The 26,211-nt window shown below is 39.5% G+C and carries 20 protein-coding genes, 4 tRNA genes and 1 riboswitch; of the genes, 10 read left to right on the top strand and 14 right to left on the bottom strand.

Annotated elements, in window-relative coordinates; all coding sequences use genetic code 11:
* The first annotated feature begins 92 nt into the window (after positions 1–92).
* From CTN01_RS07070 to CTN01_RS07055, 4 genes are all read left to right on the top strand, one after another.
* On the top strand, positions 93–4,721 hold the full coding sequence (locus CTN01_RS07070) for an alpha-2-macroglobulin family protein (RefSeq protein ID WP_045147853.1): 4,629 nt from the start codon (positions 93–95) through the stop codon (positions 4,719–4,721).
* Complete coding sequence (gene pbpC, locus CTN01_RS07065; protein WP_045147852.1) at positions 4,711–6,942, top strand: penicillin-binding protein 1C; 2,232 nt, start codon at positions 4,711–4,713, stop codon at positions 6,940–6,942. Before CTN01_RS07070 ends, pbpC begins: the two co-directional genes overlap by 11 nt.
* Positions 6,943–7,163: 221 nt before the next feature.
* Positions 7,164–8,336, top strand: a complete 1,173-nt coding sequence (locus tag CTN01_RS07060; RefSeq protein WP_045147850.1) for an efflux RND transporter periplasmic adaptor subunit — start codon at positions 7,164–7,166, stop codon at positions 8,334–8,336.
* On the top strand, positions 8,323–11,406 hold the full coding sequence (locus tag CTN01_RS07055) for an efflux RND transporter permease subunit (RefSeq protein ID WP_045147849.1): 3,084 nt from the start codon (positions 8,323–8,325) through the stop codon (positions 11,404–11,406). Before CTN01_RS07060 ends, CTN01_RS07055 begins: the two co-directional genes overlap by 14 nt.
* A gap of 79 nt (positions 11,407–11,485) precedes the next feature.
* Here CTN01_RS07055 and thiD read toward each other — a convergent pair whose 3' ends face one another.
* The 12 genes from thiD to CTN01_RS06995 all read right to left on the bottom strand — a co-directional run bounded on the left by thiD (position 11,486) and on the right by CTN01_RS06995 (position 19,825).
* Positions 11,486–12,331: a bifunctional hydroxymethylpyrimidine kinase/phosphomethylpyrimidine kinase gene (gene thiD, locus CTN01_RS07050; RefSeq protein WP_045147847.1), complete on the bottom strand. Its 846-nt coding sequence runs from the start codon at positions 12,329–12,331 to the stop codon at positions 11,486–11,488.
* 100 nt (positions 12,332–12,431) lie between these two features.
* Positions 12,432–12,531: riboswitch (TPP riboswitch) on the bottom strand.
* A 265-nt stretch (positions 12,532–12,796) separates the two neighbouring features.
* Positions 12,797–12,873, bottom strand: a tRNA-Val gene (locus tag CTN01_RS07045).
* A 40-nt stretch (positions 12,874–12,913) separates the two neighbouring features.
* Positions 12,914–12,990, bottom strand: a tRNA-Val gene (locus CTN01_RS07040).
* Positions 12,991–13,028: 38 nt separating this feature from the next.
* Positions 13,029–13,105: transfer RNA gene (locus tag CTN01_RS07035), tRNA-Val, on the bottom strand.
* Between the two features lie 40 nt (positions 13,106–13,145).
* Positions 13,146–13,222 (bottom strand) — tRNA-Val (locus CTN01_RS07030).
* A gap of 228 nt (positions 13,223–13,450) precedes the next feature.
* Positions 13,451–13,711, bottom strand: coding sequence for a DUF5062 family protein (locus CTN01_RS07025; RefSeq protein WP_005367367.1), 261 nt, complete (start codon positions 13,709–13,711; stop codon positions 13,451–13,453).
* A 131-nt stretch (positions 13,712–13,842) separates the two neighbouring features.
* Positions 13,843–14,925: a DUF3080 domain-containing protein gene (locus CTN01_RS07020; protein ID WP_052666560.1), complete on the bottom strand. Its 1,083-nt coding sequence runs from the start codon at positions 14,923–14,925 to the stop codon at positions 13,843–13,845.
* A gap of 92 nt (positions 14,926–15,017) precedes the next feature.
* Positions 15,018–16,388 (bottom strand): MATE family efflux transporter, encoded by a 1,371-nt coding sequence (locus tag CTN01_RS07015; RefSeq protein WP_045127087.1) that lies wholly within the window; start codon positions 16,386–16,388, stop codon positions 15,018–15,020.
* Positions 16,389–16,614: 226 nt separating this feature from the next.
* Positions 16,615–17,769, bottom strand: a complete 1,155-nt coding sequence (locus CTN01_RS07010; protein WP_045082942.1) for a glycosyltransferase family protein — start codon at positions 17,767–17,769, stop codon at positions 16,615–16,617.
* Positions 17,766–18,146, bottom strand: coding sequence for a GtrA family protein (locus CTN01_RS07005; protein ID WP_005367375.1), 381 nt, complete (start codon positions 18,144–18,146; stop codon positions 17,766–17,768). Before CTN01_RS07005 ends, CTN01_RS07010 begins: the two co-directional genes overlap by 4 nt.
* Positions 18,139–19,161, bottom strand: coding sequence for a glycosyltransferase family 2 protein (locus CTN01_RS07000; protein ID WP_045147846.1), 1,023 nt, complete (start codon positions 19,159–19,161; stop codon positions 18,139–18,141). The genes CTN01_RS07005 and CTN01_RS07000 overlap by 8 nt, the downstream gene beginning before the upstream one ends.
* 10 nt (positions 19,162–19,171) lie before the next feature.
* Complete coding sequence (locus tag CTN01_RS06995) at positions 19,172–19,825, bottom strand: riboflavin synthase subunit alpha (RefSeq protein WP_045147844.1); 654 nt, start codon at positions 19,823–19,825, stop codon at positions 19,172–19,174.
* A 293-nt stretch (positions 19,826–20,118) separates the two neighbouring features.
* On the opposite strand from CTN01_RS06995, the gene CTN01_RS06990 reads away from it, so the two are divergent.
* Complete coding sequence (locus CTN01_RS06990) at positions 20,119–20,727, top strand: riboflavin synthase (RefSeq protein ID WP_045147843.1); 609 nt, start codon at positions 20,119–20,121, stop codon at positions 20,725–20,727.
* A gap of 61 nt (positions 20,728–20,788) precedes the next feature.
* Here the strand turns inward: CTN01_RS06990 and CTN01_RS06985 are convergent, their stop codons facing one another.
* Together CTN01_RS06985 and CTN01_RS06980 are read right to left on the bottom strand one after the other, a co-directional pair.
* Positions 20,789–20,992 (bottom strand): CPXCG motif-containing cysteine-rich protein, encoded by a 204-nt coding sequence (locus CTN01_RS06985; protein ID WP_005367380.1) that lies wholly within the window; start codon positions 20,990–20,992, stop codon positions 20,789–20,791.
* A 240-nt stretch (positions 20,993–21,232) separates the two neighbouring features.
* Positions 21,233–22,102: a fructosamine kinase family protein gene (locus CTN01_RS06980; protein WP_045129615.1), complete on the bottom strand. Its 870-nt coding sequence runs from the start codon at positions 22,100–22,102 to the stop codon at positions 21,233–21,235.
* 385 nt (positions 22,103–22,487) lie between these two features.
* Between CTN01_RS06980 and yqfB the strand changes: the two genes are divergently transcribed.
* From yqfB to rplT, 5 genes are all read left to right on the top strand, one after another.
* The gene (yqfB, locus tag CTN01_RS06975) at positions 22,488–22,787 is read left to right on the top strand and encodes a N(4)-acetylcytidine aminohydrolase (protein WP_201774390.1); all 300 of its coding nucleotides are present in this window, start codon (positions 22,488–22,490) and stop codon (positions 22,785–22,787) included.
* Between the two features lie 201 nt (positions 22,788–22,988).
* Positions 22,989–24,920, top strand: coding sequence for a threonine--tRNA ligase (gene thrS, locus CTN01_RS06965; protein WP_045127082.1), 1,932 nt, complete (start codon positions 22,989–22,991; stop codon positions 24,918–24,920).
* A gap of 3 nt (positions 24,921–24,923) precedes the next feature.
* Entirely contained in the window at positions 24,924–25,475 is a 552-nt protein-coding gene (gene infC / locus CTN01_RS06960; RefSeq protein ID WP_080890338.1) for a translation initiation factor IF-3, read from the top strand.
* A gap of 102 nt (positions 25,476–25,577) precedes the next feature.
* Complete coding sequence (gene rpmI / locus CTN01_RS06955) at positions 25,578–25,772, top strand: 50S ribosomal protein L35 (RefSeq protein ID WP_005367387.1); 195 nt, start codon at positions 25,578–25,580, stop codon at positions 25,770–25,772.
* Between the two features lie 44 nt (positions 25,773–25,816).
* Positions 25,817–26,170 carry a 50S ribosomal protein L20 gene (gene rplT, locus CTN01_RS06950; protein ID WP_005367388.1) on the top strand — a complete coding sequence of 118 codons (354 nt, stop codon included), beginning with the start codon at positions 25,817–25,819 and terminating at the stop codon, positions 26,168–26,170.
* The last annotated feature ends 41 nt before the right edge of the window (positions 26,171–26,211 follow it).

Below are 26,211 nucleotides of genomic sequence, written 5' to 3'. Positions count from 1 at the left end.
ATAGCGATGTTCGGATGAATAAATCTGCTTTTCTGTATAGAATTACACCGTATGCAGTGCATAGACTTGAGTAATTCTTAAAGGGGACAGTGATGCGAATAATGGGATCAGAACGATCGATAGCGGGATTATATTTAATAGCGTTATTTTTTAGTTTTATGTTGTCTGCTACCGCGTACGCTAATCAAGAGAAAGATCCTATTCGTCAGCCACCGATGGTGGAAGTGATTGGTAATGGCCCTTTAGTTCCTCAATCTCAACACCAATCAATTCCAATTAACTTTATGAATCTTGATAAAGTTGATGTTGAAATTTTACATATTACCGATCCCGACACCTTTTTAAATGACAGTTACCTGTTAGATAACCTAGGCCCTTATAGTTTAGAGCGTTTACAACACGCTTATGAAAGTGTTTATGCTGATCGTTTTACCCTACCGCCAAGTAAATTAAATCAACAAACTGCAGCACGTATCCCTCTTTCACATCATTTGCCTTCAGGTTGGTATGTTGTGGTGTTAAAGGCACCTGGCGCGTTTGATGAGCTAAAAGTTAAACATGTGTTATTGACTGATATTGGTATTCAAGCACGGTTAAATACCCATCAAGCGAGTTTTTCTGTATCACGTTTATCAACGGGTGAAGCTGTAACTTCAGGTAGCGTTGATATTTATCGCGACCATAAACTGTTTAGAACAGCACCCATCGACCATAAAGGTGAAGCTAATTTTGATATTGTGGCGAAAAACACCGATATCGTTATTGCTCGTACCAATAAAACGAAAGCAGAACGCCAACTCGATCCTTCATTACAACAGAAGTCACAACAAGAGATCGGTATTTTACCTCTGCGTGAAGCGCCCTTAGATTTATCGGATAGCAAAGTAGGAGGGCGAGCTTATCAACCTTATGAAGCGTTTATTTATAGTAACCGTGATTTAGTTAAGCCTGGTGAATCATTACCGTTAAATATTTTGCTGCGTGATCAAGACGGTCTGGCGATTAAAGAGCAGCCGATCACATTAACGGTATTAGATCCACGTAATGATGTTGTGTTATCTGAGCAACTCTCTCCGCAAGCGGCGAGTTTTTATTCTAAGCAATTGAACACTACATCTAGTTGGCGCACAGGGCGCTATACCGTTGAAGTAAGGCTCGATCCTGAAGCTCAAAAGCCGATCAGCCAATATTTTTTCGAACTGGAAGAGTTTGTTCCTGAGCGAATGGATTTAACTTTTACCGATCCTGCAAAGCTTGTTGTGGCAGGCAGTCAAACCAAGGTTGGACTGAGTGGACGCTATTTATTTGGTAGCCCAGCAGCGGGAAATAAAGTTACTGCTGAAGTAATGTATAGCCCAACGTCGAGCTTTAGCGGTAAATACAGTGATTATCGAGTTGGTAAGCGATTTTCATTGGTAAGCAGTTATCAGCAATTAGATAAGCAAACATTATCAGCTGAAGGGAAAGCAGAGATTGTCTTGCCGACACCTTCAGCAGCTAAAATTCAATCCCCAGTTAATGCGGTCGTTAATTTCAGTTTATTAGAAACGGGTGGGGCTGCTGTACAACGGGATTTACGTTACACGGTGTGGAAAGATAGCCCAATTGCTGGTGTTAAGCCGCTGCAAAAAAGTGTCGGTTATGATGCTAACCCTCAATTTGATATCGCGCTATTAAGTCATGATGGTCAACACCGTCTTGCTGGTAATTTGACCGTAAAAGTGGATTACGATCAGGGGCCTTATTATTGGTTATATGAGGAAGGTGTTGGTTGGCAGCGTAAGAAACAAGCGCGTTGGAAATCGATCTCTTCGCAAACTATTCATGTTGAAGCAGGAAAAAGTCATCGATTGTCTTTTGCGACTAAATGGGGTCAGTACCGTATTACAGTGACAGATCAAGCGAGTAAAACAGTCACTGAATATCAATTCTATGCAGGCTGGTATGATGGCTATCAGCAAATAAAAGCCAAGCCTGAACATCTTGATATTTCATTTGATCAATCACGTTATCACGCAGGAGAGAATATCCGTTCAGCGATCACCGCACCAATTGCAGGTAGCTTATTAGTGACGCTAGAAACAGATAAAGTGATTTGGTCGCAGCGTACTAAGGTAACGAAAGGCAAACAAGATATTGAGATCCCACTGCCACAGGGGTTAAATCGTCACGATATTTATTTAACCGCTACGTTAATAGGTAATGTTGATAATGCGCCAAAACGTTATTTTGGAATTAAGCCCGTTAAGCTTAATCGTGATTCGAGAAAGCTCTCAATAAAAGCGACAGTACCGCCAATTATTCGTCCGTTAACGACCTTAGATATCCCAATTAGCGTTGCCGGTATTGAGAAGCAACAAAATGATAATACTTGGGTAACGGTTTCGCTTGTGGATAAAGGCATTATTAACCTCAGCCGTTTTAAACCACAAGATCCATTTAATTACTTCTTTGCACAGCGTCGTTATAGCGCGGATGTGGTTGATCTGTATTCACGTTTCTATGATTTGCGTCCAAATCCCTTTGCTCAATCTCGTTTCGGTAGCGATAGCGTTACGCGTACTGATAATAAAAATGACGATTTAGTTGAAAGTAAAACCGTAATTTTAATGTCCAAGCCGATAATGGTTAAAAACGGCAAGACGAATGTGAAATTAGCTATCCCTGATTACAATGGTGAAGGTCAGTTAATCATTACGACATTTAACGATTCACAAGTGGGTCGAAGTGTATCAAGTAATAAAATAGCAGCGCCTGTTGTCGCTGAATTAAGTATTCCTCGTTTTCTCGTAGCGGGAGATAAATCGAGCGTAACGGTAGATATTCACAATATTAGTGGAACAGCGCAGACGTTATCACTGGCATTGAGCGCTAACAAAGGCGTGAACTTAGCGATTGCACTGCTGCCAGCCAAGGTTACATTACAAGATGGCGAGCATATAAGTTACAACGTCCCGTTTACGGTTGACTCACCAATAGTTGTTAACCGTGCAGAGTTCAAACTGCAGGCACACTCGCTTTTACAAAACAGCAACAACAAGATCAATATTGATCGTTCATGGACAACACCGATCAAGTCAGTAATGCCGTGGGTTTATAAGATGCATTCGGATCTGTTAGAGCCGCAACAAAAGCTGACAGTGACATCTTCGTTGTGGCAAGGGCTTGATACGATTCCAGATCAATTAGGCTTTGCTTATATCAGCCAAACACCGATGTTAAGCGTAATAGAGCAAGCAAGAGATCTTTATCAATATCCTTATGGCTGTGTAGAGCAAACGACCAGTAAAGCATTGCCATATTTATATGATTTACCAGAATTAACTCGCTTTAAAAAAGCAGCGTTTGAGCAGCGATTGAAAGCGCAAGGAAAAGCACCTAATGCTGAAGCGATGCCATCTGATAGGGATATGATTTATCAAGCGATAATGAATTTGAAACCTATGCAAACTTCACAAGGTGGTTTTTCGTTGTGGCCAAGTGATGGCTATAGCAGTCGTGTTAACGATCAGCCTTGGTTAACCGTTTATGTGACGGACTTTTTGCTACGTGCTGATAAAAAATTTCCAAATATAGTACCGAAAGCCATGTTGACACGGGCACAAGACGAGATCCTCGAATATGTGAAGAACCCAACTCGAATGAAGCAATGGGCGTATAACCAACAAAATGCGGATAGTGCATTAACCTATGCGGCATATGTGTTGTCTCAACAAGGGCTGATTCAGTGGAGCGATATTGATAATTTAGGGCTTAAACTCTTCCCATCTGGACTAAGTGAACTACAACTTGCGGCAAGTTATGCCAATGTAGGCGATAGCGATAAGGCACTAGCACTGTTAAATAATTACCATACGGTTAAACGTTACAGCAGCTATTTTCAAGATTATGGCTCTAATCTGCGTGATAGCGCCTTGTCTGTATTGATTTTGCAGCAACTAAAAACGAATAGTATTTTGGCTCAAAAAGCTGCGGAAATTCAAAAGCATTTATTAGAACAACTTGTCGCAGAATCAGGCGATAAATTGTGGCTGAGCACCCAAGAGCGTGGTGCATTGTTACAAGCTGCGATATTGACCCAAAGATTGAATAAAGATCAGCAGTTTGATGTGACAATTAATGGTAATGATCAGCAACATACTGGTCCATTTTCAATACCATTAACGGAAGGTTTAACAATTACTAATCATAATACCAAGCCGCTGTACGTTAAATTACAAGGTGAGGGGTATCAGCAACGTAATAAAGCGGTATCAAATAGTGATAATCCGTTGAATACATTAAAAGTGAATACGCTTTCACGCTCTGTCTATCAATTAGACGGCAAGCCATTTACTGGTAATACAGTAAAAGTTGGTCAACGGTTATTGGTTGTATTGAATGTTAATCTCAACCAGCGAGTAAATGAAGGCTTACTGTCTAAGATGATCCCAGCAGGTTTTGTGTTAGAAAACCCTGCACTTAATCAAGGGCTTGATGTAGCAGCATTAGCACCCAAAGGTGTGACATTAAGTTCACCTGAGCATAGTGAATATCGTAATGACCGTTATGTAATTTCTCAGTCATTTGATAAGGATAAAACCTATTCATTTGCGTATTTACTTCGTGCTGAAGTACCGGGAACCTTTACTATTCCGCCAATTTACATGGAGTCGATGTACCAGCCATCACAACATGCGGTGTACTGGCCTAAGCAAGACATGGTAACCATTGAAAAGTAATCATTCTGCTCAACAGCCTGCATCACGTTATAAAACGTGGTTGCAGGCTTGTTGTATAACCATTGTGTTATTAGCTACTGGTGGTGTTGCGCTTAATTATGCATTTCCATTACCGCCACTTTATCCGAATGGCTCTGCGGTTGTAGTTAAAAGCCAAGAGGGAGAAGTGCTGCGCGCTTTTGCAGATAATAAAGGGGTGCGTCGAACACAATTAATTTCACCGGAGCAAGTTGATCCTTTTTATCGACAAGCGTTATTAACCTATGAAGATCGATGGTTTTATTTCCATCCCGGGTTTAACCCTTTTTCGATCTTTCGGGCTGCATGGCAATGGGGCGTTAATGGGCATGTCGTTTCTGGTGGCTCAACATTAACAATGCAAGTTGCGCGCTTAATATCACCTCATTCACGTTCATTATCAGGCAAACTAACCCAGTTATTTCGAGCGCTTCAATTAGAGTGGTTTTTTAGTAAAGATCAGATCTTAACCTTGTATTTAAATCTTGCCCCGTTTGGTGGCAATATCGAAGGTGTTGAGGCTGCAGCGCAACGTTACTTTGGAAAGTCTGCTCAATTGCTAACAAAGTCAGAAGCGGCATTACTGGTGGTATTACCGCAAAAACCATCGTTATATCGCCCAGATCGTTTCCCTGAACGTGCAAAAGCGATGCGTAATAAAGTGCTTGAACGATTAGTGCGTTATAACAAGCTCGATCAATACAGTGCGAACTTTTTGCAACAGGAACCCGTCGTTGTTGCCCCTTATTTTCAACCACTGCAAGCGCCATTATTGAGCCGCATGCTACAGCAAGGCTATCCACACCAAGCGGTGATTCAAACCACTATCCGAGCGGATATTCAAAAACGAATTCACCGTCTGCTCACGACTGTTTCTCAACGCTTACCTGCAAAAAGCTCTGCGGCTATTGTTGTGGTTGATAATGCTTCTGCCAATGTTATTGCCTATCAAGGTTCAGCTGATTTTAATGATGTTAGCCGATTTTCTTATGTTGATATGGTACAAGCGGTTCGATCGCCAGGTTCAACTTTAAAGCCATTCATTTATGGTACAGCCCTTGATCTTGGGATCATTCATTCTCAAAGTTTGCTCAGTGATATTCCGTCATCGTTTTCAGGCTATAAGCCACAAAACTTAAATGGCAAATTTCAAGGCGCAGTGAGTATGAGTGAGGCATTAAAGCAATCACTGAACATTCCTTTAATACAAGTTTTTAATAAAGAAACACCAGAGGTTTTTGATCAAAAACTGCAACAGGTTGGGATTCAATTACAGCATAAAAAACCAAATTTAGCGGTGGGGTTAGGCGGGACAGGAACCAATTTAATCACACTGGCAGCTATGTACCGAACACTGGCAACGAATGGGCAATATCAGCCATTACAACTGCTACAAAACGCCAAATCAGTTGTGAGTAAACCACTATTTTCACCAGCTTCAAGTTGGATTATTTTTAAAACACTGAGTGAAATAAGCGCGCCAGATAGAGTAGTACCATCGATAAGACGTCAAATAGCTTGGAAAACAGGGACTAGCTATGGTTATCGTGATTTTTGGTCGATAGGTGTTAGCCCAGATTTTACCGTTGGCGTGTGGATAGGTCGCCCAGACTCTAGCCCTGTTGTTGGTTATTTAGGGGCGACACAAGCCGCACCTATTATGTTTGACGCCTTTGATCAGTTACCCCGCGATCAACACCAACGAATAAAACCTAAAGACGTTGTGACAAAGACCATTTGTTGGCCGAGTGGGCGTAATAAGCAAATTACGCCTCTTGCACAATGTGTTTCGCAAAGAAAAGCCTATACCGTAAGAGGAATTACACCACCCACGTTGGAAACCGATGGGCGCTTTTTACGTCCAAGTTTGGATTCGGTTCAAACAACGTGGCCGACACTTCTTGCAAACTGGCAACAGCAACGAGAGGGGATTTCAACGCCTAAAGGGAAAGATGATTTACATAAGGATAAAGGAAATGTTGCGCCGTATATCAAGCAAATAGTGACAGGGCAGCATTACTATAAAGATCAATTAGACGTATTACCGCTACAAACGCTAGATGAAAACGTAAAGGTTGATTGGTATGTAAATAACCAACCATTTACTGGTAATGAAATTAAATTAGTGAATTACTCGGGTAAGGTGCGCATCACTGCTTGTATTAACGGAGTATGTGATAAACGTGAAATCGTTGTTCATTAATTATACAAAACACCATTCCTTAATAATATTATTGCAAATCATCATCTTATCTATTTCAAATTATTATTGAATAATGTTTTATATTTCACGAGTTTAATTTGAGTGTAAATTGTTGTTATCAAAGGAATAAATGGCATTTATGTTCTGACATAACGTTAACGAAAGAAAAATTCAGAGTGATATTGTGTGATCTTCCTTCACAAGTGAAACAGAGTATTGCAATGAATAGCAAGAGCCGAGTTTTGTCTAGTATGTTGTTAGTTTCTTTCTTTTTAACAACATTATCTTCTCTGGCTGAAGAGCCTGCCAAGAAAGCACCAACTCCCATTAAAATTCAAGATGTTAAAAATCGACAGTTCAATCAAGACATGCAAGAAGTCGGAAAAATTACGGCTGTTGATTCGACGGCTCTAACGTTTAGTGCTTCAGAAATACTGCAAAAGAAATACTTCAAAGATGGGGCTTACGTTAAGAAAGGGGAGCTTATTGCTGCATTAGATAATACGCAAGCAAAGGACGAACTGAGAAAATCTCAAACGCAGTACAAGATAGAACAATCAAAATTGCAACGAATGCTGGCGCTGGTTAAAAAGCAACCTGACTCTATTTCAAAGCAGGATTTAGAAAATCAGCAATTGCAAACGCATTTAGCAAAAGTGGATGAACAACAAAAACAAGATTCGCTGTCCAACTATGAGTTGATTGCCCCCTTTAATGGACAATTGACCGACTTTAAATACTCGATAGGGAGTCGAGTTAGTGATAGCGATACAATTGTTTCTATCATCCAAAATACACCAGTCGAAGTCGATTACTCTATAAGCCAAGAAGAATTGGCAGATGCCAAAGTTGGTCAGAAGGTCACTATCATTGTTGATGCATACAAAGACAAAAGTTTTACTGGCGATGTGAAATATATTGCGCCACTTGTTGATCAATCATCAGGTCGTATTGATGTTCATGCAGAGGTTGAAAATAGCGATAAGCTGTTAGTCCCTGGTATGTTTGCTAAAGTGACTGAACGTTCACATGATAGCCATACCTTCCCAATTGTGCCGCAAACGGTGATCGTTGTTGATGGTGAACAGCGTTATGTTTGGCTTTACGATGGTAAAGGTGTCACAAAGCAAGCTGTGACATTAGGTGAGAATACCAATGATGGTTTTGTAGCAATTACCAAAGGGCTTAAAGCTGGTGATCATGTTGTTGTATCTGGTCAGCAAAACTTAAACACCAACTCTATTGTTGAAGTTGAAAATCAAGCCAAACCAAAGTTAGCTGCTCAACCTCAACCTCAACCTCAACCTCAACCTCAACCGACTAAAGAGAAAGCGGCTCTGAAATCATCTCCTGCAAAGCAAGTTAAAGGGGATGTAACCAATGAAACTGCCTGAAGTCTGTATAAAACACCCAGTTCTTGCCTGTGTGATGTCAATTGCGATTGTCTTGATTGGTTTAGTGTCACTTCAGAGTTTGCCAATTCAGTATTTTCCAGATCATCGCTCTCCTAATGCGACAGTGAGTGCCAGCATTCCTGGTGCCAGTGCTGATTTTATGTCTAATAATGTGGCAGATAAACTGATCTCTGCAGCTACAGGGTTAGAGTCAGTAAAAACCATGAATACTGACTGTCAGGAGGGAAGCTGTAAGTTGCAAATTTTCTTCAAAGACAACGTATCTGAAGTGAAATATGCAAGTTTAATGAATAACTTGCGTAGTAAAGTGGAAGCCATTGATAACTTCCCTCCGAGTATGATAGATAAGCCAGTTGTCACTGATGACTCATCGGAAAATGCATTACCAAGTAACATTATTACCTTTGAAGCGACAGGTAATATTTCAAAAAGGCAAATGTATAATTTAATCAGTGATCAATTGATCCCTCAGTTTAGACACATATCAGGAGTGGGTGGTGTTTGGGGGCCTTATGGCGGTAGTAGCCAAGCTATTCACGTATGGCTAAACCCTGAAAAAATGATGGCATTAGGGATCACTGCAAATGATGTCGTCAGCACATTAAGTAAATACAATGCAACATTTACGGCTGGTACAATTAAAGGTCAAGCTCGTGATTTTTCTATAAACCCTGTCAACTCTGTTAGCTCTGTTGCAGATGTTCGTAACTTAGTGGTTCGATATGATAACGGTAATATTGTCCGTGTTGGTGACGTTGCCAATGTAGTAATGGACGATGCAACGGATACGCCTTCTATTTTGCATATAAATGGCAAACTTGGCATGTCGATTCAGACCTTACCGTTAAAAAGTGAAAACCCCGTTGTTGTCGCAAAACGTGTAAAGGCTGCCATGGCAAACATGAAATTGCCAGATACCGTTAAAATGAAAATGGTTTATAACCAAGCGGATTTTATTCAAGCCTCGATTGATGAAGGATTTAAAACGCTAGTTGAAGCTATCGTGTTGGTCGGTATTGTCGTTGTTATCTTCCTTGGTTCAGTCCGTTTTGCGCTTATTCCATTAATTACTATTCCGGTGTGTGTTATTGGGGTGTTTGCAGTGATGGCTGCACTTGGATTTACGATCAATGTGCTAACAATATTAGCGATCATACTGGCGATCGGGCTGGTGGTTGATGATGCGATTGTAGTCGTTGAAAACTGTTATCGTCATATTGAACAAGGCAAGCCACCACTTAAAGCCGCCTTAGAGAGTAGTCGAGAAATCATTGCGCCAGTTATTGCAATGACATTAACGTTGGCAGCAGTATTTTTCCCCATTGGTTTAATGTCAGGGCTAACCGCAGATTTATTTCATCAATTTGCATTTACGTTAGCTTCTTCTGTATTGATTTCTGGTTTTGTCGCATTAACACTTTCACCAATGATGAGTGCATTTATCCTAAAACCTGCTTCACACACGTCTAAGTGGTTCAAGTGGGTTGATGATAAGCTCGATAAAACAACGCATTACTACTTAGCGTTATTAAAAAAGGCCTTCACTAAGAAAGCAGCTTTAATGGTGTTGGCAGTTATATTAATAGCAATGGCATCAGCAGCGACATGGTTTATGCCAAAAACATTGTTACCAGTTGAAGATACAGGATTTATCAGTGTCAGTGCTAAAGCATCAAGTAGCGTTGGGCGGAATTATCACTTACAAAATAATGCACAATTAAATAGTATTTTTAAAGGTGATCCGGACATTGCTGCTAATATGTCTTACATAGAAAGTGAACCTGAAAATCACTTACTCCTTACGCCTTGGAATGAACGTAAAGACTCAATTGAAGAGATCATTTCTCGTTTAATGGCGAAAGCAAAACAGCAAGTATTAGCTTACAAAGTGTCTATGTCGGTTCGCGCAGCTGATAACTTGAATTTGCCGACAGGTCTTGTTCTTGAATTGACAACAGTGAATAAAGATATTAAGGCGCTGGGTGTATCCGCAGCAAAAGTCAAAGAGGTACTAGAAAGTTACCCTGGCGTTGCCAATGTGAATAACTCGATGCAACGAGATCAACTTCGTTTTGATTTGAAAATTGATCAAAATGCCGCCGTTTTATCAAACGTGGATTATTCCGACATAACCAGTGCACTCTCAACATTTTTAGGTTCAGTGAAAGCTGCTGACTTAAAAATGAAAGATGGCTATACCTACCCAATACAAGTACAGGTTAACCGTAAGTCATTAAGTGATTTTAAAGTGTTAGATAAACTCTATGTTATGTCTAAAGCGGGGCAGCAACTGCCGTTGTCGCAGTTTGTTTCTATTAAGCAAGTGACTTCTGAATCGCATATCAAAACCTTTATGGGGCTAGATAATGCGGAAATTACCGCAGATATTATGCCGGGCTATAGTGCAAGTGATGTTGAAACGTATGTTAATCAACACGTGCCTGAGTTGTTGCAGTCAGGACAAAGCTATCAATTCAATGGTGTGATAGAAAACTTACATGAATCATCTCATGGAATGACATTATTGTTTGGTATGGCATTGATTTTTATTTTCTTGATCCTCGCGGCGCAATTTGAAAGCTTTATTGAGCCGTTAATCATTTTGCTTACCGTTCCATTATGTTTAGTTGGGGCTTTATTGACGCTTAAAGTCTTCGGCCAAAGCTTAAATATCTACTCAAAAATTGGCTTGCTAACTTTAGTTGGTCTGGTCACAAAACACGGTATTTTGTTAGTTGAGTTCGCTAATAAACAGCAAAAAGAGAAAGGGTTGAGTGCTTATGATGCAGCAATCGAAAGTGCTAAGTCGCGCTTGAGACCGATACTGATGACATCATTAACCATGATTATTGGCTCACTACCCTTAGCATTTGCGGTAGGGCCCGGCTCAGTGGGGCGAATTAACATAGGTTTAGTGTTGGTCGGAGGGCTCATTCTCGGTACTGTTTTCTCTTTATTCTTAGTACCGATTGCTTATGTGGCGATGGCTAAACTAAGAGAGCAAGATATTATAAAACGCTTGAAACAGTTACGAACCTCAAAAGCATAAGCTTAACAAGCATCCAACGTCTCAAAGCGGTGAGGCAAGTCACCGCTTTTTTACATCATATAGCGTGATATTACACTTATTACGCTCTATTTTGGTCATGATTGAAAAAATGATTCACAGGACCATGACCACAACCAATATTGAGCTGATCAGCGGCTGAAATGGCTGAGGTAATATATTCTTTGCCACGCTGTGTTGCTTGTTCGATCGAATAACCTTGAGCAAGGTAAGAAGCAATGGCTGAAGATAGAGTACAGCCTGTACCATGAGTATTGTGGGTATCAATACGTTTTGTTTTTAGCTCCATGATATTGTCATTTAATAGCAATAAATCATTACTTTCTGAATCACTTTCTAGGTGTCCACCTTTAAGCAGTATGGCTTTGGTTTGTATATCACGCAGTTTGCTGACTAATCCCAACATATCTGCATGATTGTGTGGGATCTCGCTGTTTGTCAGCGCAGAGGCTTCAGGTAAATTAGGTGTGATGAGATCAGCAAGTGGAAGTAGTTTTTTCTTTAATGTACTAATGGCTGACTGTTGTAATAATAAGTCACCGCTGGTGGCAACCATTACGGGATCAATCACAAGGTAGCGTGGCTTGTACTCTTTTATTTTATTCGCGACCAGCGTGATGATGTCGCTATCAGCAAGCATGCCTATTTTAACTGCCTGAATATTTAGATCGGTAAAAACAGCATCTAACTGTTGTTCTATCATCGCAAGGGGAATAGGAAGAATACCACTAACACCTTGGGTGTTTTGCGCCGTAATTGCAGTGATCACCGAACAAGCATAGCCACCTGTTGCTGAAATAGCTTTGATATCGGCTTGAATACCCGCGCCACCACTACTGTCTGAGCCAGCAATAGTTAAAACTATCGGTGTTGTAACATGGGATGTATTATTTGTGTTTGATGACATAACAGATTCCTAATTATGCGTTAGGAACTGGTGCCAAGTAATGAAAGGATCGGTTAATGTGAAATGATGAGATCCATTGATAACTTGCCTAAACAATACTGATATTGTTTATTTAGTTCCCTCCGCCAGTGTTAACTGGTTCAGGTTCAACGGGTCCCACTCAATTGTGATCTCAGCGTAATGCCCCCCGACTAACTCTCAAATCCTAATAGATAAACGTTTTGTTGTCACGTACTTATAAAATGAGGTGTTGATCAGCTTATAACCGAAAATGTACGCTATGAAATATTGTGTTTTAAGTAAATTAAATATCGTGTTTTGGATTACTTTTAAGGTTTGAAACTGTGGTAGAAAGACGAAGTCGTTTTAGTCGCAAATAACAGAATGGGGGTTAAATTAAAAAAGAATAACGTTATATTTGAGCACAAAAAAACCTGCTTTTAAGCAGGTTTTTTTGTTTAAATTTGGTGCGTCTGAGTGGACTCGAACCACCGACCCCTACCATGTCAAGGTAGTACTCTAACCAGCTGAGCTACAGACGCAAATTGTGTTAACTAATGATTACTTGTTTAAATCATTAATTGGTACGAACGAGTGGACTCGAACCACCGACCTCTACCATGTCAAGGTAGCGCTCTAACCAGCTGAGCTACGCTCGTATAACATGAACTGATCAAGTTAATCACTTCATAATAAATGGTGCGTCTGAGTGGACTCGAACCACCGACCCCTACCATGTCAAGGTAGTACTCTAACCAGCTGAGCTACAGACGCAAATTGTGTAAATTAATGATTACTGGTTTAAATCATTAATTGGTACGAACGAGTGGACTCGAACCACCGACCTCTACCATGTCAAGGTAGCGCTCTAACCAGCTGAGCTACGCTCGTAAGATGTTCTAGAGAACGACAAGCATATTAGCGAGTCACTTGTTACGAGGCAAGTATTAAAGTTGGATTTTTTAGTAAATTCAGTGCGTTTGCTTGCACAATAGCCAGTTTTAATAAAATTATGGTGATGAAATAGTCTAAGTTTTGTATTAAGGGAAGCGGCACTAGCTGTTCATGTGAAAAGAAAAGTGGTAGCGCAAGAGAACGTGCGCTACGCAGGAAGATAGTTTAGTTTAAAAGTTCGTGATCAGGTGGGAGTAAGCGGCTTATCCATAAAACAAGTTTATGTTTCATATGGACGCCGTCTTCTTGATCTACGGCAAGAGGGGTAATTTGTTTACAATCAACCAGTAAGCGATAAATACACTCAACACGGTCGGTAGAGCCAACACTGCGGTCTAAATCGCCAAATCCTTGCTTTTTCGCGAATGCAAAGCCTATTTCTAATGCTTTTTTAAGAAGTTTTGCTTCATTCTTGGTTTTCTTCATGCGTATCTCCTATATCCTTTAGCGAAAATATATACAAATTTATTGTCTTCGCGACTGTAGAAGCTGAATTTAAATTTTAGTTTAAACCTCAAGTTTTTGAAGCAAAGTTATTCTATCAAATTAGAATAAAGTTATTGTCCAACTTTGAATTTACATTGTTTAAAGAGACGTTGCCAGAATTTAACGTGCGCTAATGTGGCTTCATGAAACTGCTGATACATATCGCCATCAACATACAAAGCTACATAGGTTTGCATCGGTGAGGAGATATGCATATTTGGTTGATTTAATTGTTGGAGTATTTGCTGTAAAACAGGCTGTATTTGTCGATATTGTGAATCAAGTGTTGATAAATAAGGCTGGATAGTTGGAACATAAAACTTATAGAAAACATTACGAAGATACTGTGCTTTTTGCTGATTCATATTCTTTCCACACAAAATTGAATCTTGTGACTGGGTAAGTTGTTCTGTAATCGTGTTCAGCAATGTCGTGGTGCGTTGCATTGAATAGAAAAGATCACCAATATATCGGCTATTATAAATTTGTTGTTGGTACTCAAAAAGATCCTGATATTTATCCTGGTTAGAATAAGGTGCTGTGATGTTATTTGTGCGTTTGATGCTATTTGAAAGTAAATTATTGATATAGCTAAATGCGCTTAGGCTAGCGTTAAATTGAGTGGTTTGATTGCTTTCAAGTAGTTGATGGCCTAGCGTTAATTGTTTACGCCACTCTTCTCCAGTAAAAAGCGTATTCCAAAAAACTAATGGGATCTGCTGTTTCTTTTGCTGGTAAATAGGTGCTAGCTCGGCCAATAAATCAGAGTCTTTAGGCAGTGTTTCTAAACAATATTGTAACCCATCTAATAGTAAAAGCTCATAGCGGAGACCGCGGGTTTTATCTTGAACTTTACCCAAAATCGAATTTCGCTCTGCAATCAATTGGAATAAGCCACACTGCCGTAATTCATAGGCATCAAGGAGACCAATTCTAATATCAGCTAAAGGCTGAGTAAGCTCTCGTTTTGTGGGTAAAACCAGTAAAGGCGTTTCAGGAAAGGGGGCTTTGTCTATATCGAGTACATTAGCTAAACGTTGATGATATGTATTAAAGGCTTCTTCATTGTTATTGTTTTTACAGCTTATCAGTAATATTGAGATGATCAGTAGTAGAGACAGTCTATGAAGGAAAGTAGAGATAGATACAGGCATAGGCGTCTCTTAAAGCATTAAGTGAATATTCATCATACTGATTATTATCAATATTAGATCAAAAAAGGCGATCTGATGATCGCCTTTTTGTCTTATCGGTATGACATTTCAAGTTGCTTTTCAGCATCAAGTTTATGCACATGGTGTATTCGCCAACCAAGCATGATGGCTGCCGCACTCAAACCGAGAATAAAACCAATCCAAAAACCTTGCGGGCCCATTGCTGGCACAATCAAGTTTGTTAGGCCTAAGACATAACCTGATGGCAGTCCTATTAGCCAGTAAGCAATAAATGTACAAACAAAAATGGCACGCATATCTTTATAACCACGTAACGCACCTGCAGCTACAACTTGAACTGCATCACTGCATTGATAGATTGCTGCGAGTAGTAATAATTGCCCAGCAAGTACGATCACTTCTGAGTTATGAGTATAGAGTTCGGCTATATCTTCACGGAAAATAACCGTCATTATTGCAGTACAGATGGCTAAGGAAGTACCAACAATTAAGCCGCAATGGCTCGCAATACGTGCTCCATCGATATCTTTCTCACCCATTTTGTGGCCTACTCGTATACTCACCGCTGCAGCAATACTCATTGGCAGCATATACACCAATGATGAAAAGTTCATAGCAACTTGGTGTGACGCGACCTTGTTAGGTCCTAGTGGCGAAATCAGTAAGGCAATCACGGCAAACAGTGATACTTCGAAGAAAAGTGAAGCCGCAACGGGAAAACCTAGTTTGAATAAGCGTGAAAGGGCACTTAATTGTGGTCGATAATAGCGTGTAAATAGCCCAATACTTTTTAGACGTTTGTTAATTAGTACATAAAGAAGCAGTGCGAAAAACATAAACCAATAAACAATGGCTGTCGCGACACCACAGCCAATACCACCTAACTCTGGGGCGCCAAATTTACCGTAAACGAAAATCCAGTTAAGTGGAATGTTAGCAAGTAAACCTAAAAAGCCAATAACCATGCCGGGAATAGTAAAAGATAAACCTTCAGAAAAACTTTTTAAGGTCTGGAATAGTAAAAATGCAGGCACAGCAAAAAGCACTGCATATAAGTAACCGACCGTTTTTTCCGCTAGTACTGGCTCTACATTCATATAGTGGATCAAGATACCTGCTTTAAAGAGAATCAGCATCGTTGGTATCGATATTAATATAGAAAGGTAAAAACCGTGTTGAACTTCAAAAGGAACTTTCGATTTTTGTCCTGAACCACTAAGTTGTGCCACGATCGGCACAATTGCCATAAGTAAACCAACACCAAATAAGATAGAAGGTAACCAAATACTGGCGGCAACAGCTACAGCAGCCATGTCAGTCGCACTGACGCTACCCGCCATCACTGTATCAACAACGCCCATCGATGTTTGAGCAACTGAAGCAATGAGAACAGGCACCGCAAGTTTTATAAGTTGCGCAGTTTCTTTTTTATAGTTATGCACTATTTTTGGCTCCCAAAAGAGGTAAATAAAGGGGAGGAGTCAAGTATTAAAATGCTTCTGTGGCATTCTATTTTGTACTGCCAATGATTTTTCAGGATTATATAAACAAAAAGCTCATAACCAAAATAGAATATTGGCAAATTGCATAATAATTATTCAAAGGAAGGAATAACAGCAGCCTAGTAAATAGTATTTTACTCATTAAGCTGCTGTTTTATTTAGAAAGTTAAACCGTAAACATCATATGGCTGTAGAAGCCAATTGCGATAAAGGTACTTGCTGCACTAAAGACACATAGCATCGGTGTTTTAATATGTGGATAACGTTCGATAAGTAAAAGTAAGCCAAGGAAGGTTGGATATAACCCAAACGCATAACGAGGCATCGCATTTAAATTTGATGACAGCGGTAATACCAAACAAATGAACATAAATATGGCTTCAGCGTAGTATTTACGCACGACCAAATAGATATTTAGTATAAACGCGAGTATCGCCATGATGGCTAAGTAAAGCTTAGGGCCGCCTGTTTCAAAACCATAGATGATCCAGTGAAATGGATTGGTTAATTGACGTCCCCATGCGATCTGGATGTGTCCAAAAGCCAGCGCATCACCTACATGAAAGTAGAGATAAGCCATATAAGTGAAAAAGCCGAAAGGGATCACCCATATGGCTGAAATTGCTTTTAACGCAGGGGTTTTAAAGCGAACAAAGCTATTTATACCATAGTGCTGAATCGCAATAATGAGCACAGGAAAAACCAAGAAAACGCCAAGGTTACGTGTAATAGCGGCTAATAGACCTAAAATAGCGACCCATCCCCATTGTTGGCGATAACTAAATAGGAATACACCAGTAACAAAAACAATGAAGAGCGGTTCTGTATAGCCTGCGGTTGAATACACAGTATAAGGTGAAAAACACAATAACCAGATAGCAGCAGACTGCGTAGCCTTGCTGAAATTAAGCTGTTTTAACGCCATTAAAATAATCGGCAAGCTGAATAAAAACGCTAAGTTTGACGCTATAACTAAACCTAAACGGGCATTATTAATTGGATTTTCAAAAAAGATAAATTTCGAAAAGATCCAACCAAGAAAGGGCTGTAGAGGCATAAATGCCCAGTTAGCCGCATTTTTCTGACTTAGCCATTGTGGCACTAAATCATAGCCATTTTCGATGATTCGATAAAACCAGACACAGTCAAAGCGACAGATAGTTTGTAATAAAGGTTGTTCAGCATAATGCCCAGAAGCGAACTCAGTTACTCCCCACAAACCTAAGCAGTAGATAACGGTGCGACTAACAATAACGGCAAAAATAATAGTCAGCCATTCTTGTTGACTAATTTTTATTGAAGGTAAGCTTAACGCACTCATTTAAACACCCAAAATTTAGCCAAGATAAAGGTAATTACGGGTACACAAAGGGTTGATATTGTTACCGCCAGCCAACCTGAGAACATTGCAGATTTTAATAATGAAGCAAGGATCAAATTGTTAATAAAAAAGCCCATCAGTGATACGGCCAAGAATTTTAAAAATGAACCTTTCTGTCCAAACGTGAAGTGGCGATGTCCAAAATAAGACACTAAAAAGGCGATACTAAAACCGATCACGTTGGCACTGTATTCTGATGGATCTTGGATTTGGAAAAAATATAGTCTAACAACAGACAAGTGCACTGCAGTTGCAAGTAAGCCAATAATTGCAAATCGATTTAACTGCCAAAAGTGCTTTAAAAATGACTCATTCATTGGTGGTTTCTAACTCTTTTTCTGTTTCTGTAACTAGGGTTTGTGTCTTTTGGTCACTATATTTTCCATAGACACCTTCAACAAGGTAAATAGGGCGTTGTTTTAGTTCGGTATAAATACGGCTGATATAGCCACCAATTACACCTAATGAGATTAATTGAATCCCCCCAAGAAACAGAACAACGGAAATGGTTGATGCGTACCCTGGTGTATGAACACCGAAGAAAACAGTACTGATTAATACATACATTAAAAAGATAAAAGATAAGAACGAGATACCAAAACCAACAAACCCCCATACGCGTAAAGGCCAAGCGGTAAAACTCGTAATACCATCCATTGCGAAGTTCCATAACTTCCAATAGTTGAACTTAGTATCACCGACATTTCGCTCAGGACGCTGGAAATCGACACCGATAGAACGGAATGAAGACCAAGCCAATAAGCCTTTCATAAAGCGGTTACGTTCAGGTAACTGTTTTACTGCTTCAATAACACATCGGTCAATGAGACGAAAATCACCGACATTTTCAGGTAAGATTGTTTCTGCAGATAAAAAGTTGAAGAAACGATAGAAACCACCTGCAGTCACACGTTTTAAAAACGTATCTTGTGAGCGGTCAACACGAACACCATAGACCGTATCGTATTCACCTGTTTGCCATAATTGGACAAATTCAAGGATGAGCTCTGGCGGATCTTGCAAATCAACATCTAAAATAACAGCAGCATCACCTTTTACGTAGTTAAGACCTGCGGTCATGGCCGCTTCTTTGCCAAAATTACGTGCGAAGTTAATTAAGCTAATAGAATCGTCTTTAGCTATTTGAGCTTCAATTACAGACTGTGTTTTATCTTTACTACCGTCATTAATGAAAACAATATCAATATGTGAACGAATGGAGGAAAGCTTATTATTGATTTCATTAATAAATGGCTCAATAGCGACTTCTTCGTTATATACAGGAACGATAAGTGACAGCGTATAGTCTGCTTTTTTAAGGTTATTATTCATATTATTTACCTTAGTTATGGGTCATTGAAGGTGACGCGAGTATCGGTGATGTTGATTGATAACTATCGTTTTTAGATAAAGATAGAAATGAAAAATCCACCAACTTAAATGCTAACGGTGTTAACGTATTTATCTGCAATCTTTGTAATGTATCACCAGACTTAAATGCAGATGCTGGGATGATGGCATCAAACACATTAGTCTGTTTTGTCAATGCAAAAACGCCATGCCATTGGTTTACTGAAAAGTGCAATGGCGAGGATAGTGAAGATGCTAGTGTGATACTGACTTTAACATCTTGTTTTACCTTATTCGGAAGCGTGAAATAAAACCCACCAGTATTTGTTAATAATCGAGCACCATTATCAGCGTCTTTATTCCAGCCTTCACGTGATAAATATGGAACTTTTGTTGAAAGTTCTAACGATGATGGAATATTTAGAGCAAGGTCAGGCTCTTTAGGCTGCCAAAAAAGAGTCTGAGTTTTAATGTAATAAGCCTTGTACGCAATACTTACGTTCGGGGTTACTGCTTTATATAAAACCCAAAGATAATAACACGATAAGATCGTAATTAACGTTAGTAGCGTAATACGTAGTGTTGTAGAAAAATGGGATTTTTTAGTGTTTATTTGCATGGCATCATTAGCGACGTCAACAGTCATAACATACCTATATGATTTTGTATTCGTTATCTTATTGCTGTAAAAACACACTTTATATCTTTATTCCAAAAAGGGATATAAATTTCATTGCCATGTTGTTTTTTTGACAATTAATTGTCATTGTTAAATAACATAAAAAAGGTTAATCAATGCTGTATAAGAAAAGTAAAACTAAGACATTGGGTACTCACTTTTAAGTATTGGCTTATTTGAAAATTTTGCTATAAAAAAGAGCAATAAAATCAATATATTTATTAACAGTTAAGTTAATTATTAACTCAGTTAGGAGCGTTATGTTTACGGGAATCGTACAGGGAACAGCAGAAATTATTTCGATTACTAAGAAACAAGATTTTCAAACTCACGTGATACGTATGCCTGCTAATTTATTAAGTAATGTAGAGATAGGGGCCTCGGTTGCTCACAACGGCTGTTGTCTGACAGTCACGGATATTAATGATGATTTGTGGTCATTTGATTTGATGCAAGAGACACTTAATGTCACTAACCTTGGTTTACTTAAAGAAGGTGATGTCGTCAATGTGGAGCGTGCAGCAAAGTTTGGCGATGAAATTGGTGGTCACTCTATGTCTGGACATATTATGTGTACAGCAGAAGTATCAAATGTTGTTACATCAGAAAATAATCATCAGATCTGGTTTACTTTACCGCAAACACAGATGAAGTATGTATTCACTAAAGGGTATATAGGGATTGATGGTATAAGTCTCACCATAGGTGATGTGGTCGAAAATCGTTTCAATGTGAATTTAATTCCAGAAACATTACAGCGTACAAATTTAAAAAGTCGTGTTATTGGTGATGTAATTAATATTGAAATAGATCCTCAAACTCAAGCGATAGTTGATACAGTTGAGCGTGTAATGGCTGCAAAATCATAAACGAGAGATTAACTAGACCGCTCTACTTAACTGGTCTAGTTAATTGTTTATGGAACTAGCACTAAAAAATTTGTTCATCATCAGCATCTATAAATAAATTAATGGTTTTGTGGAGATCATCAACCTGCATATTAATATGAATCGGATTACAGCATGCAGAGCAATCATCATAAAACTCTTGACTACCAGCGCTTGCATCTAATTCTATGCGTATGATGTGTCCGCAGTGGGGACAGCTAACGTTTTGTTCTGAATAGTTTCTCATTGTTGTACTCCTTCACTCGCAGCCAGTTAATATCAGCAAATTTAATTTAGGTTATGTTGATAACATTCGCTATAACCAAAAACACTATTGTTAGCCTAGTCGCTGGTAATAGTATTTGCAGGTAAACTTATTTTACTGCGGTGATAATAGTCATCAATGAAGGCCAATCTACGACGTAAGATATGCAAAGGCTAATGCATACCTTACGTCGACTCATAAACAGAAGTCGACTTAGACTAATTATTCATCTAAGAGATTAAGCTTGGCAATAATGTATTCAGCTTGACCCATATACTCCCCACCAAAGAGTATGCAGTGGTTAAGAATATGATAAAGGTTATAAAGTTCTTTGCGCTCTTGATACTCGGGGGGGAGGGGATAGACAGAATTGTACCCCTCATAAAAACTGTTGGGGAAACCACCGAACAGCTCTGTCATCGCTATATCACACTCGCGATCACCCCAGTATGTAGCAGGATCAAAAATAATTGGACCCGATACGGTTAGAGCAGTATTACCATGCCATAAATCGCCATGTAATAAGGAAGGTTTAGGCTGGTGGTTAACTAAGCGTTTAATGACATTGCTGGTAATGGTGTCAATATTACCAAATAGAATGCCTTTTTCTTCACAAAGTTGTAATTGCCATGCAATACGTTGCTCTGCAAAAAAACGACACCAGCGACGATGCCAACGGTTAGGTTGTGGTGTTAAACCAACATAATTATCAAAGTCAAAGCCGTATTCAGCCTGTTCACCCCATAGATGCAGTTTTGCTAATTGCTGACCTAATTGATAACCAGCATTATCATCGACTTTTTTTGTTGGTAAATAATTAAGTGTGAGGAAGGATTTATCGCGGCACGTACCAACATGGATATACTGAGGTACTTGAACACAATTTGCTTCATTAAGAATGCGTAAACTTTCTGATTCAGTTTCAAAGACAACTAGCTGTTCTTTATCATTGAGTTTGAGAAAGAAACGTTGTTCACCATCGCTAACGCAATAGCACTCATTGACATCGCCGCCTTCAAGCATTTGTCGTTCAACAATCTTAAATGGTCGACCTAGTACATCTGACAGTTGGTGAGAAATGGCTTGCCACATAATCATCCTCCGCACTGAAACGTATGTATACAACTTGTCTATCAACATCTTAGACTAAATATCGAGTGAAGAAATGTGAACTCAGTGTGATTTTAGTTACTGTTTTTAAAAACTTAGAATTCATGCGATAGAAAGAATAACAAAAACAAAGTATTAAAAAAAAACAATACGTAAAATATATGTTCTTCTTTTTTAAATAAAAAATAATTTCAGCGTAAAAATATACGTAAATGTTAGATAGTGGCTCACTGAAAGGTAATTAGACATTAATTGATAAAGATACTTACAAAACAAAATGTATTCACGATGTAAATGCAGGTAATCTACTAGCACACTATTTTTATGAAAAGAACAAAATATGAACCAGAAAATCACACCAACAGAAATGACGTTTTTTGAACGTTTTGAAACCGATATTCTTTCAGGAAAAAAGACAATCACTATTCGTGATGAATCTGAAAGTCACTATGTTCCAGGTTCACAAGTAAAAGTATCAACATTTGAAGATGGCCGTGAATTTTGTACATTACAAATCGATAAGGTTGAGCCTATCTTATTTTCTGAATTAAATGATTTTCATGCTAAACAAGAAAATATGACACTCGATGTGCTTAAAAGCGTTATTCAAGATATCTATCCTGGTATAGAAAAACTGTACGTGGTTAGTTACACACTCGTTGAATAAATTATTGTTATTAATTTAAGAGGATTCTTTGCAATCCTTTTAATCCGTTTGCTATAGTACAGCCTCGCTTTTCTTTTAGTGTGCCGCTCAGTATTGCGGTATCGAAAGTAAAGCGTTTTTTATTCGTAAAAGCTTCTGAAAGCTTTATAAATTCAACATGTGCTACTTGGTGTGTGGCACCACTGTTAAAGGACATTATTCATGCCTGTAATTACTCTTCCTGACGGTAGTCAACGTCAATTCGACGCGCCTGTATCAACTATGGACGTGGCACTTTCAATCGGTCCTGGTCTTGCTAAAGCAACGATCGCAGGGCGTGTTGATGGTGAACGCGTAGATGCATGTGATCTAATTGAAAACGACGCAAGCCTTGAAATCATCACAGCAAAAGATGAAGAAGATGGTTTAGAGATCGTACGTCACTCATGTGCTCACCTATTAGGCCACGCAATTAAGCAGCTTTACCCAGAAGCGAAAATGGCTATTGGTCCTACAATCGATAACGGTTTCTACTACGACATCGATTTAGAGCAATCACTAACTCAAGAAGATCTTGAAGTGATTGAAAAGCGCATGCTTGAGCTTGCTAAAACCAAATATCAGGTTGTTAAGAAAAAAGTAAGCTGGCAAGAAGCGCGTGATGCTTTTGAAGCTCGCGGCGAAACTTACAAAATTGAAATTCTTGATGAGAACGTAGCACGTGATGACCGTCCAGGTCTTTACCACCACGAAGAATACATTGATATGTGTCGTGGTCCACACGTTCCTCACATGGGTTTCTGTCAAAACTTCAAACTATTAAGCGTTGCTGGTGCATACTGGCGTGGTAATAGTGACAACAAGATGCTTCAACGTATCTACGGTACTGCATTCCACGATAAGAAAGCATTAAAAGCACACCTTACTCGTTTAGAAGAAGCGGCTAAGCGTGATCACCGTAAAATCGGTAAGCAACTTGACTTGTTCCATATGCAGCAAGAAGCACCGGGTATGGTTTTCTGGCATCACAACGGTTGGACTATCTTCCGTGAGCTAGAAGTATTCATTCGTGAAAAACTAAATGAATACGATTACCAAGAAGTAAAAGGTCCTCTAATGATGGATCGTGTGCTTTGGGAACGTTCTGGTCACTGGGATAAGTACGCTGATGCGATGTTCACAACAAGTTCTGAGAACCGTGAATACGCTATCAAGCCAATGAACTGCCCAGGTCACGTACAGATCTTTAATCAAGGTCTGAAATCATACCGTGATCTTCCATTGCGTATGGCTGAGTTTGGCTCATGTCACCGTAACGAACCATCAGGTTCACTTCACGGTATTATGCGTGTACGTGGTTTCACCCAAGACGATGCGCATATTTTCTGTACAGAAGCTCAAGTACAACAAGAAGTTACATCTTGCATCGAAATGGTGTATGATACTTACAAGACATTCGGCTTCGACAACATTGTTGTTAAATTATCTACACGTCCTGAAAAACGTGTTGGTTCTGATGCAATGTGGGATAAAGCAGAATCAGACTTAATTACCGCGCTTGAATCAATGGAAATTCCATTTGAAATTCAAGAAGGTGAGGGTGCGTTCTACGGTCCTAAGATCGAGTTCACTCTTCACGATTGCCTTGATCGCGCATGGCAGTGTGGCACCGTTCAGCTAGACTTTGCTTTACCAGAGCGCTTAGGCGCTACTTACGTAGGTGAAGATAATGAACGTCACACACCGGTTATGATTCACCGTGCAATTCTTGGCTCACTAGAGCGTTTCATCGGTATTCTTATCGAAGATTATGCAGGCTTCTTCCCTACATGGTTAGCGCCTCAACAAGCTGTAGTGATGAACATTACTGACGCTCAGTCAGAATATGTGCAAGAAATTGTAGAAAAATTGAAAAAATGTGGAATTAGAGTCAATGCGGACTTGAGAAATGAGAAGATTGGCTTTAAAATCCGCGAACATACTTTGAAGCGAGTGCCTTTCATGCTCGTTTGTGGCGACAAAGAAGTCGAAGCAGGCGTTGTAGCAGTTCGTACTCGCAAGGGTAAAGATTTGGGTAAATTTAAGATTGATGAACTTGTTGCATTTATGCAAGAAGAAATTAGCAGTCGTAAGCTCAATATTGTGGAGGAATAAGGTATTAAAGGCGGAAAAAGAACCCAAGCACCAGTTAAGCAAAACGCGCATCGTCTAAATGAAGAAATTCGTGGCGTACGTGAAGTTCGCCTGACTGGCCTTGATGGCGAATCAGTTGGTGTTGTTTCACTTGATGAAGCAATGGAAGTTGCTCTAGACGCTGGTGTGGATCTAGTTGAAATTAGCCCTAATGCCGAGCCACCAGTTTGTCGCGTGATGGACTATGGCAAGTACCTGTTCGAGAAGAGCAAGGCTGCTAAAGAGCAAAAGAAAAACCAGAAACAAATCCAGATCAAGGAAGTTAAATTCCGACCTGGTACAGACGAAGGCGACTATCAGGTAAAACTACGCAACCTGACTCGCTTTTTAGAAGAGGGCAACAAAGGCAAAGTAACGCTACGTTTCCGTGGTCGTGAAATGGCTCACCAAGGTATTGGTATTGAACTTCTTAACCGTATTAAGGGTGAACTTGAAGACATCGCTGTCTGCGAGAGCTTCCCTAATCGTGTAGAAGGTCGCCAAATGACCATGATGCTTGCCCCAAAGAAGAAGTAATAAAGGCATTCAAGTAGCTAAAAAGCGCTGCTTTTAAGTAGCGCTTTTTGTTCGCCCTATTACTGTGATTATTAACTATCAACAATGCGGAGTTATCATCTCATGCCAAAGATGAAAACAAATCGTGGCGCAGCTAAGCGCTTCAAAAAAACAGCTGGTGGCTTTAAGTTTAAGCACGCTACTAAGCGTCACATCCTGACTAAACGTACTACTAAGAACAAACGTCAGCTTCGTCCAAATGCAATCCTTCCTAAGTGTGAAGTGGCTGCAGTTGCTCGTATGCTTCCGTTCGCTTAATCGTTTTTAGTTTTATATTTTATTATTTTAGTTAGGAGTCTCCTATGCCTCGCGTAAAACGTGGTGTACAAGCACGTGCACGTCACAAGAAAGTTCTTAAACAAGCTAAAGGCTATTACGGTGCACGTTCACGTGTTTACCGCGTAGCTTTCCAAGCTGTTACTAAAGCTGGTCAATACGCTTACCGTGACCGTCGTCAGAAGAAACGTACTTTCCGTCAACTTTGGATTGCACGTATCAACGCTGCTGCACGTCAAAATGGTATGTCTTACAGCCGTCTAATCAACGGTCTTAAGAAAGCGTCTATCGAAATCGATCGTAAGATCCTTGCAGATATCGCTGTATTTGACAAAGCTACTTTCACTGTTCTTGTGGAAAAGGCAAAAGCTGCACTGTAATTTATCAGTTTAGTTTTTAAGTTAAAAGGAGAGCCTCGGCT

It is taken from the genome of Photobacterium angustum, from assembly GCF_003026365.1.
In the GTDB taxonomy this organism is placed as follows: Bacteria; Pseudomonadota; Gammaproteobacteria; order Enterobacterales; family Vibrionaceae; genus Photobacterium; species Photobacterium angustum.
The sequence above is the reverse complement of the archived record's forward strand: the minus strand, read 5'-3'. Positions and strand labels throughout refer to the sequence as shown.

Coding starts and splice junctions, on each gene's coding strand:
- CTN01_RS07070 (WP_045147853.1), top strand. CDS start 93: ATGCGAATAATGGGATCAGAACGATCGATAGCGGGATTATATTTAATA.
- CTN01_RS07060 (WP_045147850.1), top strand. CDS start 7,164: ATGAATAGCAAGAGCCGAGTTTTGTCTAGTATGTTGTTAGTTTCTTTC.
- CTN01_RS07055 (WP_045147849.1), top strand. CDS start 8,323: ATGAAACTGCCTGAAGTCTGTATAAAACACCCAGTTCTTGCCTGTGTG.
- thiD (WP_045147847.1), bottom strand. CDS start 12,331: ATGTCATCAAACACAAATAATACATCCCATGTTACAACACCGATAGTT.
- CTN01_RS07025 (WP_005367367.1), bottom strand. CDS start 13,711: ATGAAGAAAACCAAGAATGAAGCAAAACTTCTTAAAAAAGCATTAGAA.
- CTN01_RS07020 (WP_052666560.1), bottom strand. CDS start 14,925: ATGCCTGTATCTATCTCTACTTTCCTTCATAGACTGTCTCTACTACTG.
- CTN01_RS07010 (WP_045082942.1), bottom strand. CDS start 17,769: ATGAGTGCGTTAAGCTTACCTTCAATAAAAATTAGTCAACAAGAATGG.
- CTN01_RS07005 (WP_005367375.1), bottom strand. CDS start 18,146: ATGAATGAGTCATTTTTAAAGCACTTTTGGCAGTTAAATCGATTTGCA.
- CTN01_RS07000 (WP_045147846.1), bottom strand. CDS start 19,161: ATGAATAATAACCTTAAAAAAGCAGACTATACGCTGTCACTTATCGTT.
- CTN01_RS06995 (WP_045147844.1), bottom strand. CDS start 19,825: ATGACTGTTGACGTCGCTAATGATGCCATGCAAATAAACACTAAAAAA.
- CTN01_RS06990 (WP_045147843.1), top strand. CDS start 20,119: ATGTTTACGGGAATCGTACAGGGAACAGCAGAAATTATTTCGATTACT.
- CTN01_RS06985 (WP_005367380.1), bottom strand. CDS start 20,992: ATGAGAAACTATTCAGAACAAAACGTTAGCTGTCCCCACTGCGGACAC.
- CTN01_RS06980 (WP_045129615.1), bottom strand. CDS start 22,102: ATGTGGCAAGCCATTTCTCACCAACTGTCAGATGTACTAGGTCGACCA.
- yqfB (WP_201774390.1), top strand. CDS start 22,488: ATGACGTTTTTTGAACGTTTTGAAACCGATATTCTTTCAGGAAAAAAG.
- thrS (WP_045127082.1), top strand. CDS start 22,989: ATGCCTGTAATTACTCTTCCTGACGGTAGTCAACGTCAATTCGACGCG.
- rpmI (WP_005367387.1), top strand. CDS start 25,578: ATGCCAAAGATGAAAACAAATCGTGGCGCAGCTAAGCGCTTCAAAAAA.
- rplT (WP_005367388.1), top strand. CDS start 25,817: ATGCCTCGCGTAAAACGTGGTGTACAAGCACGTGCACGTCACAAGAAA.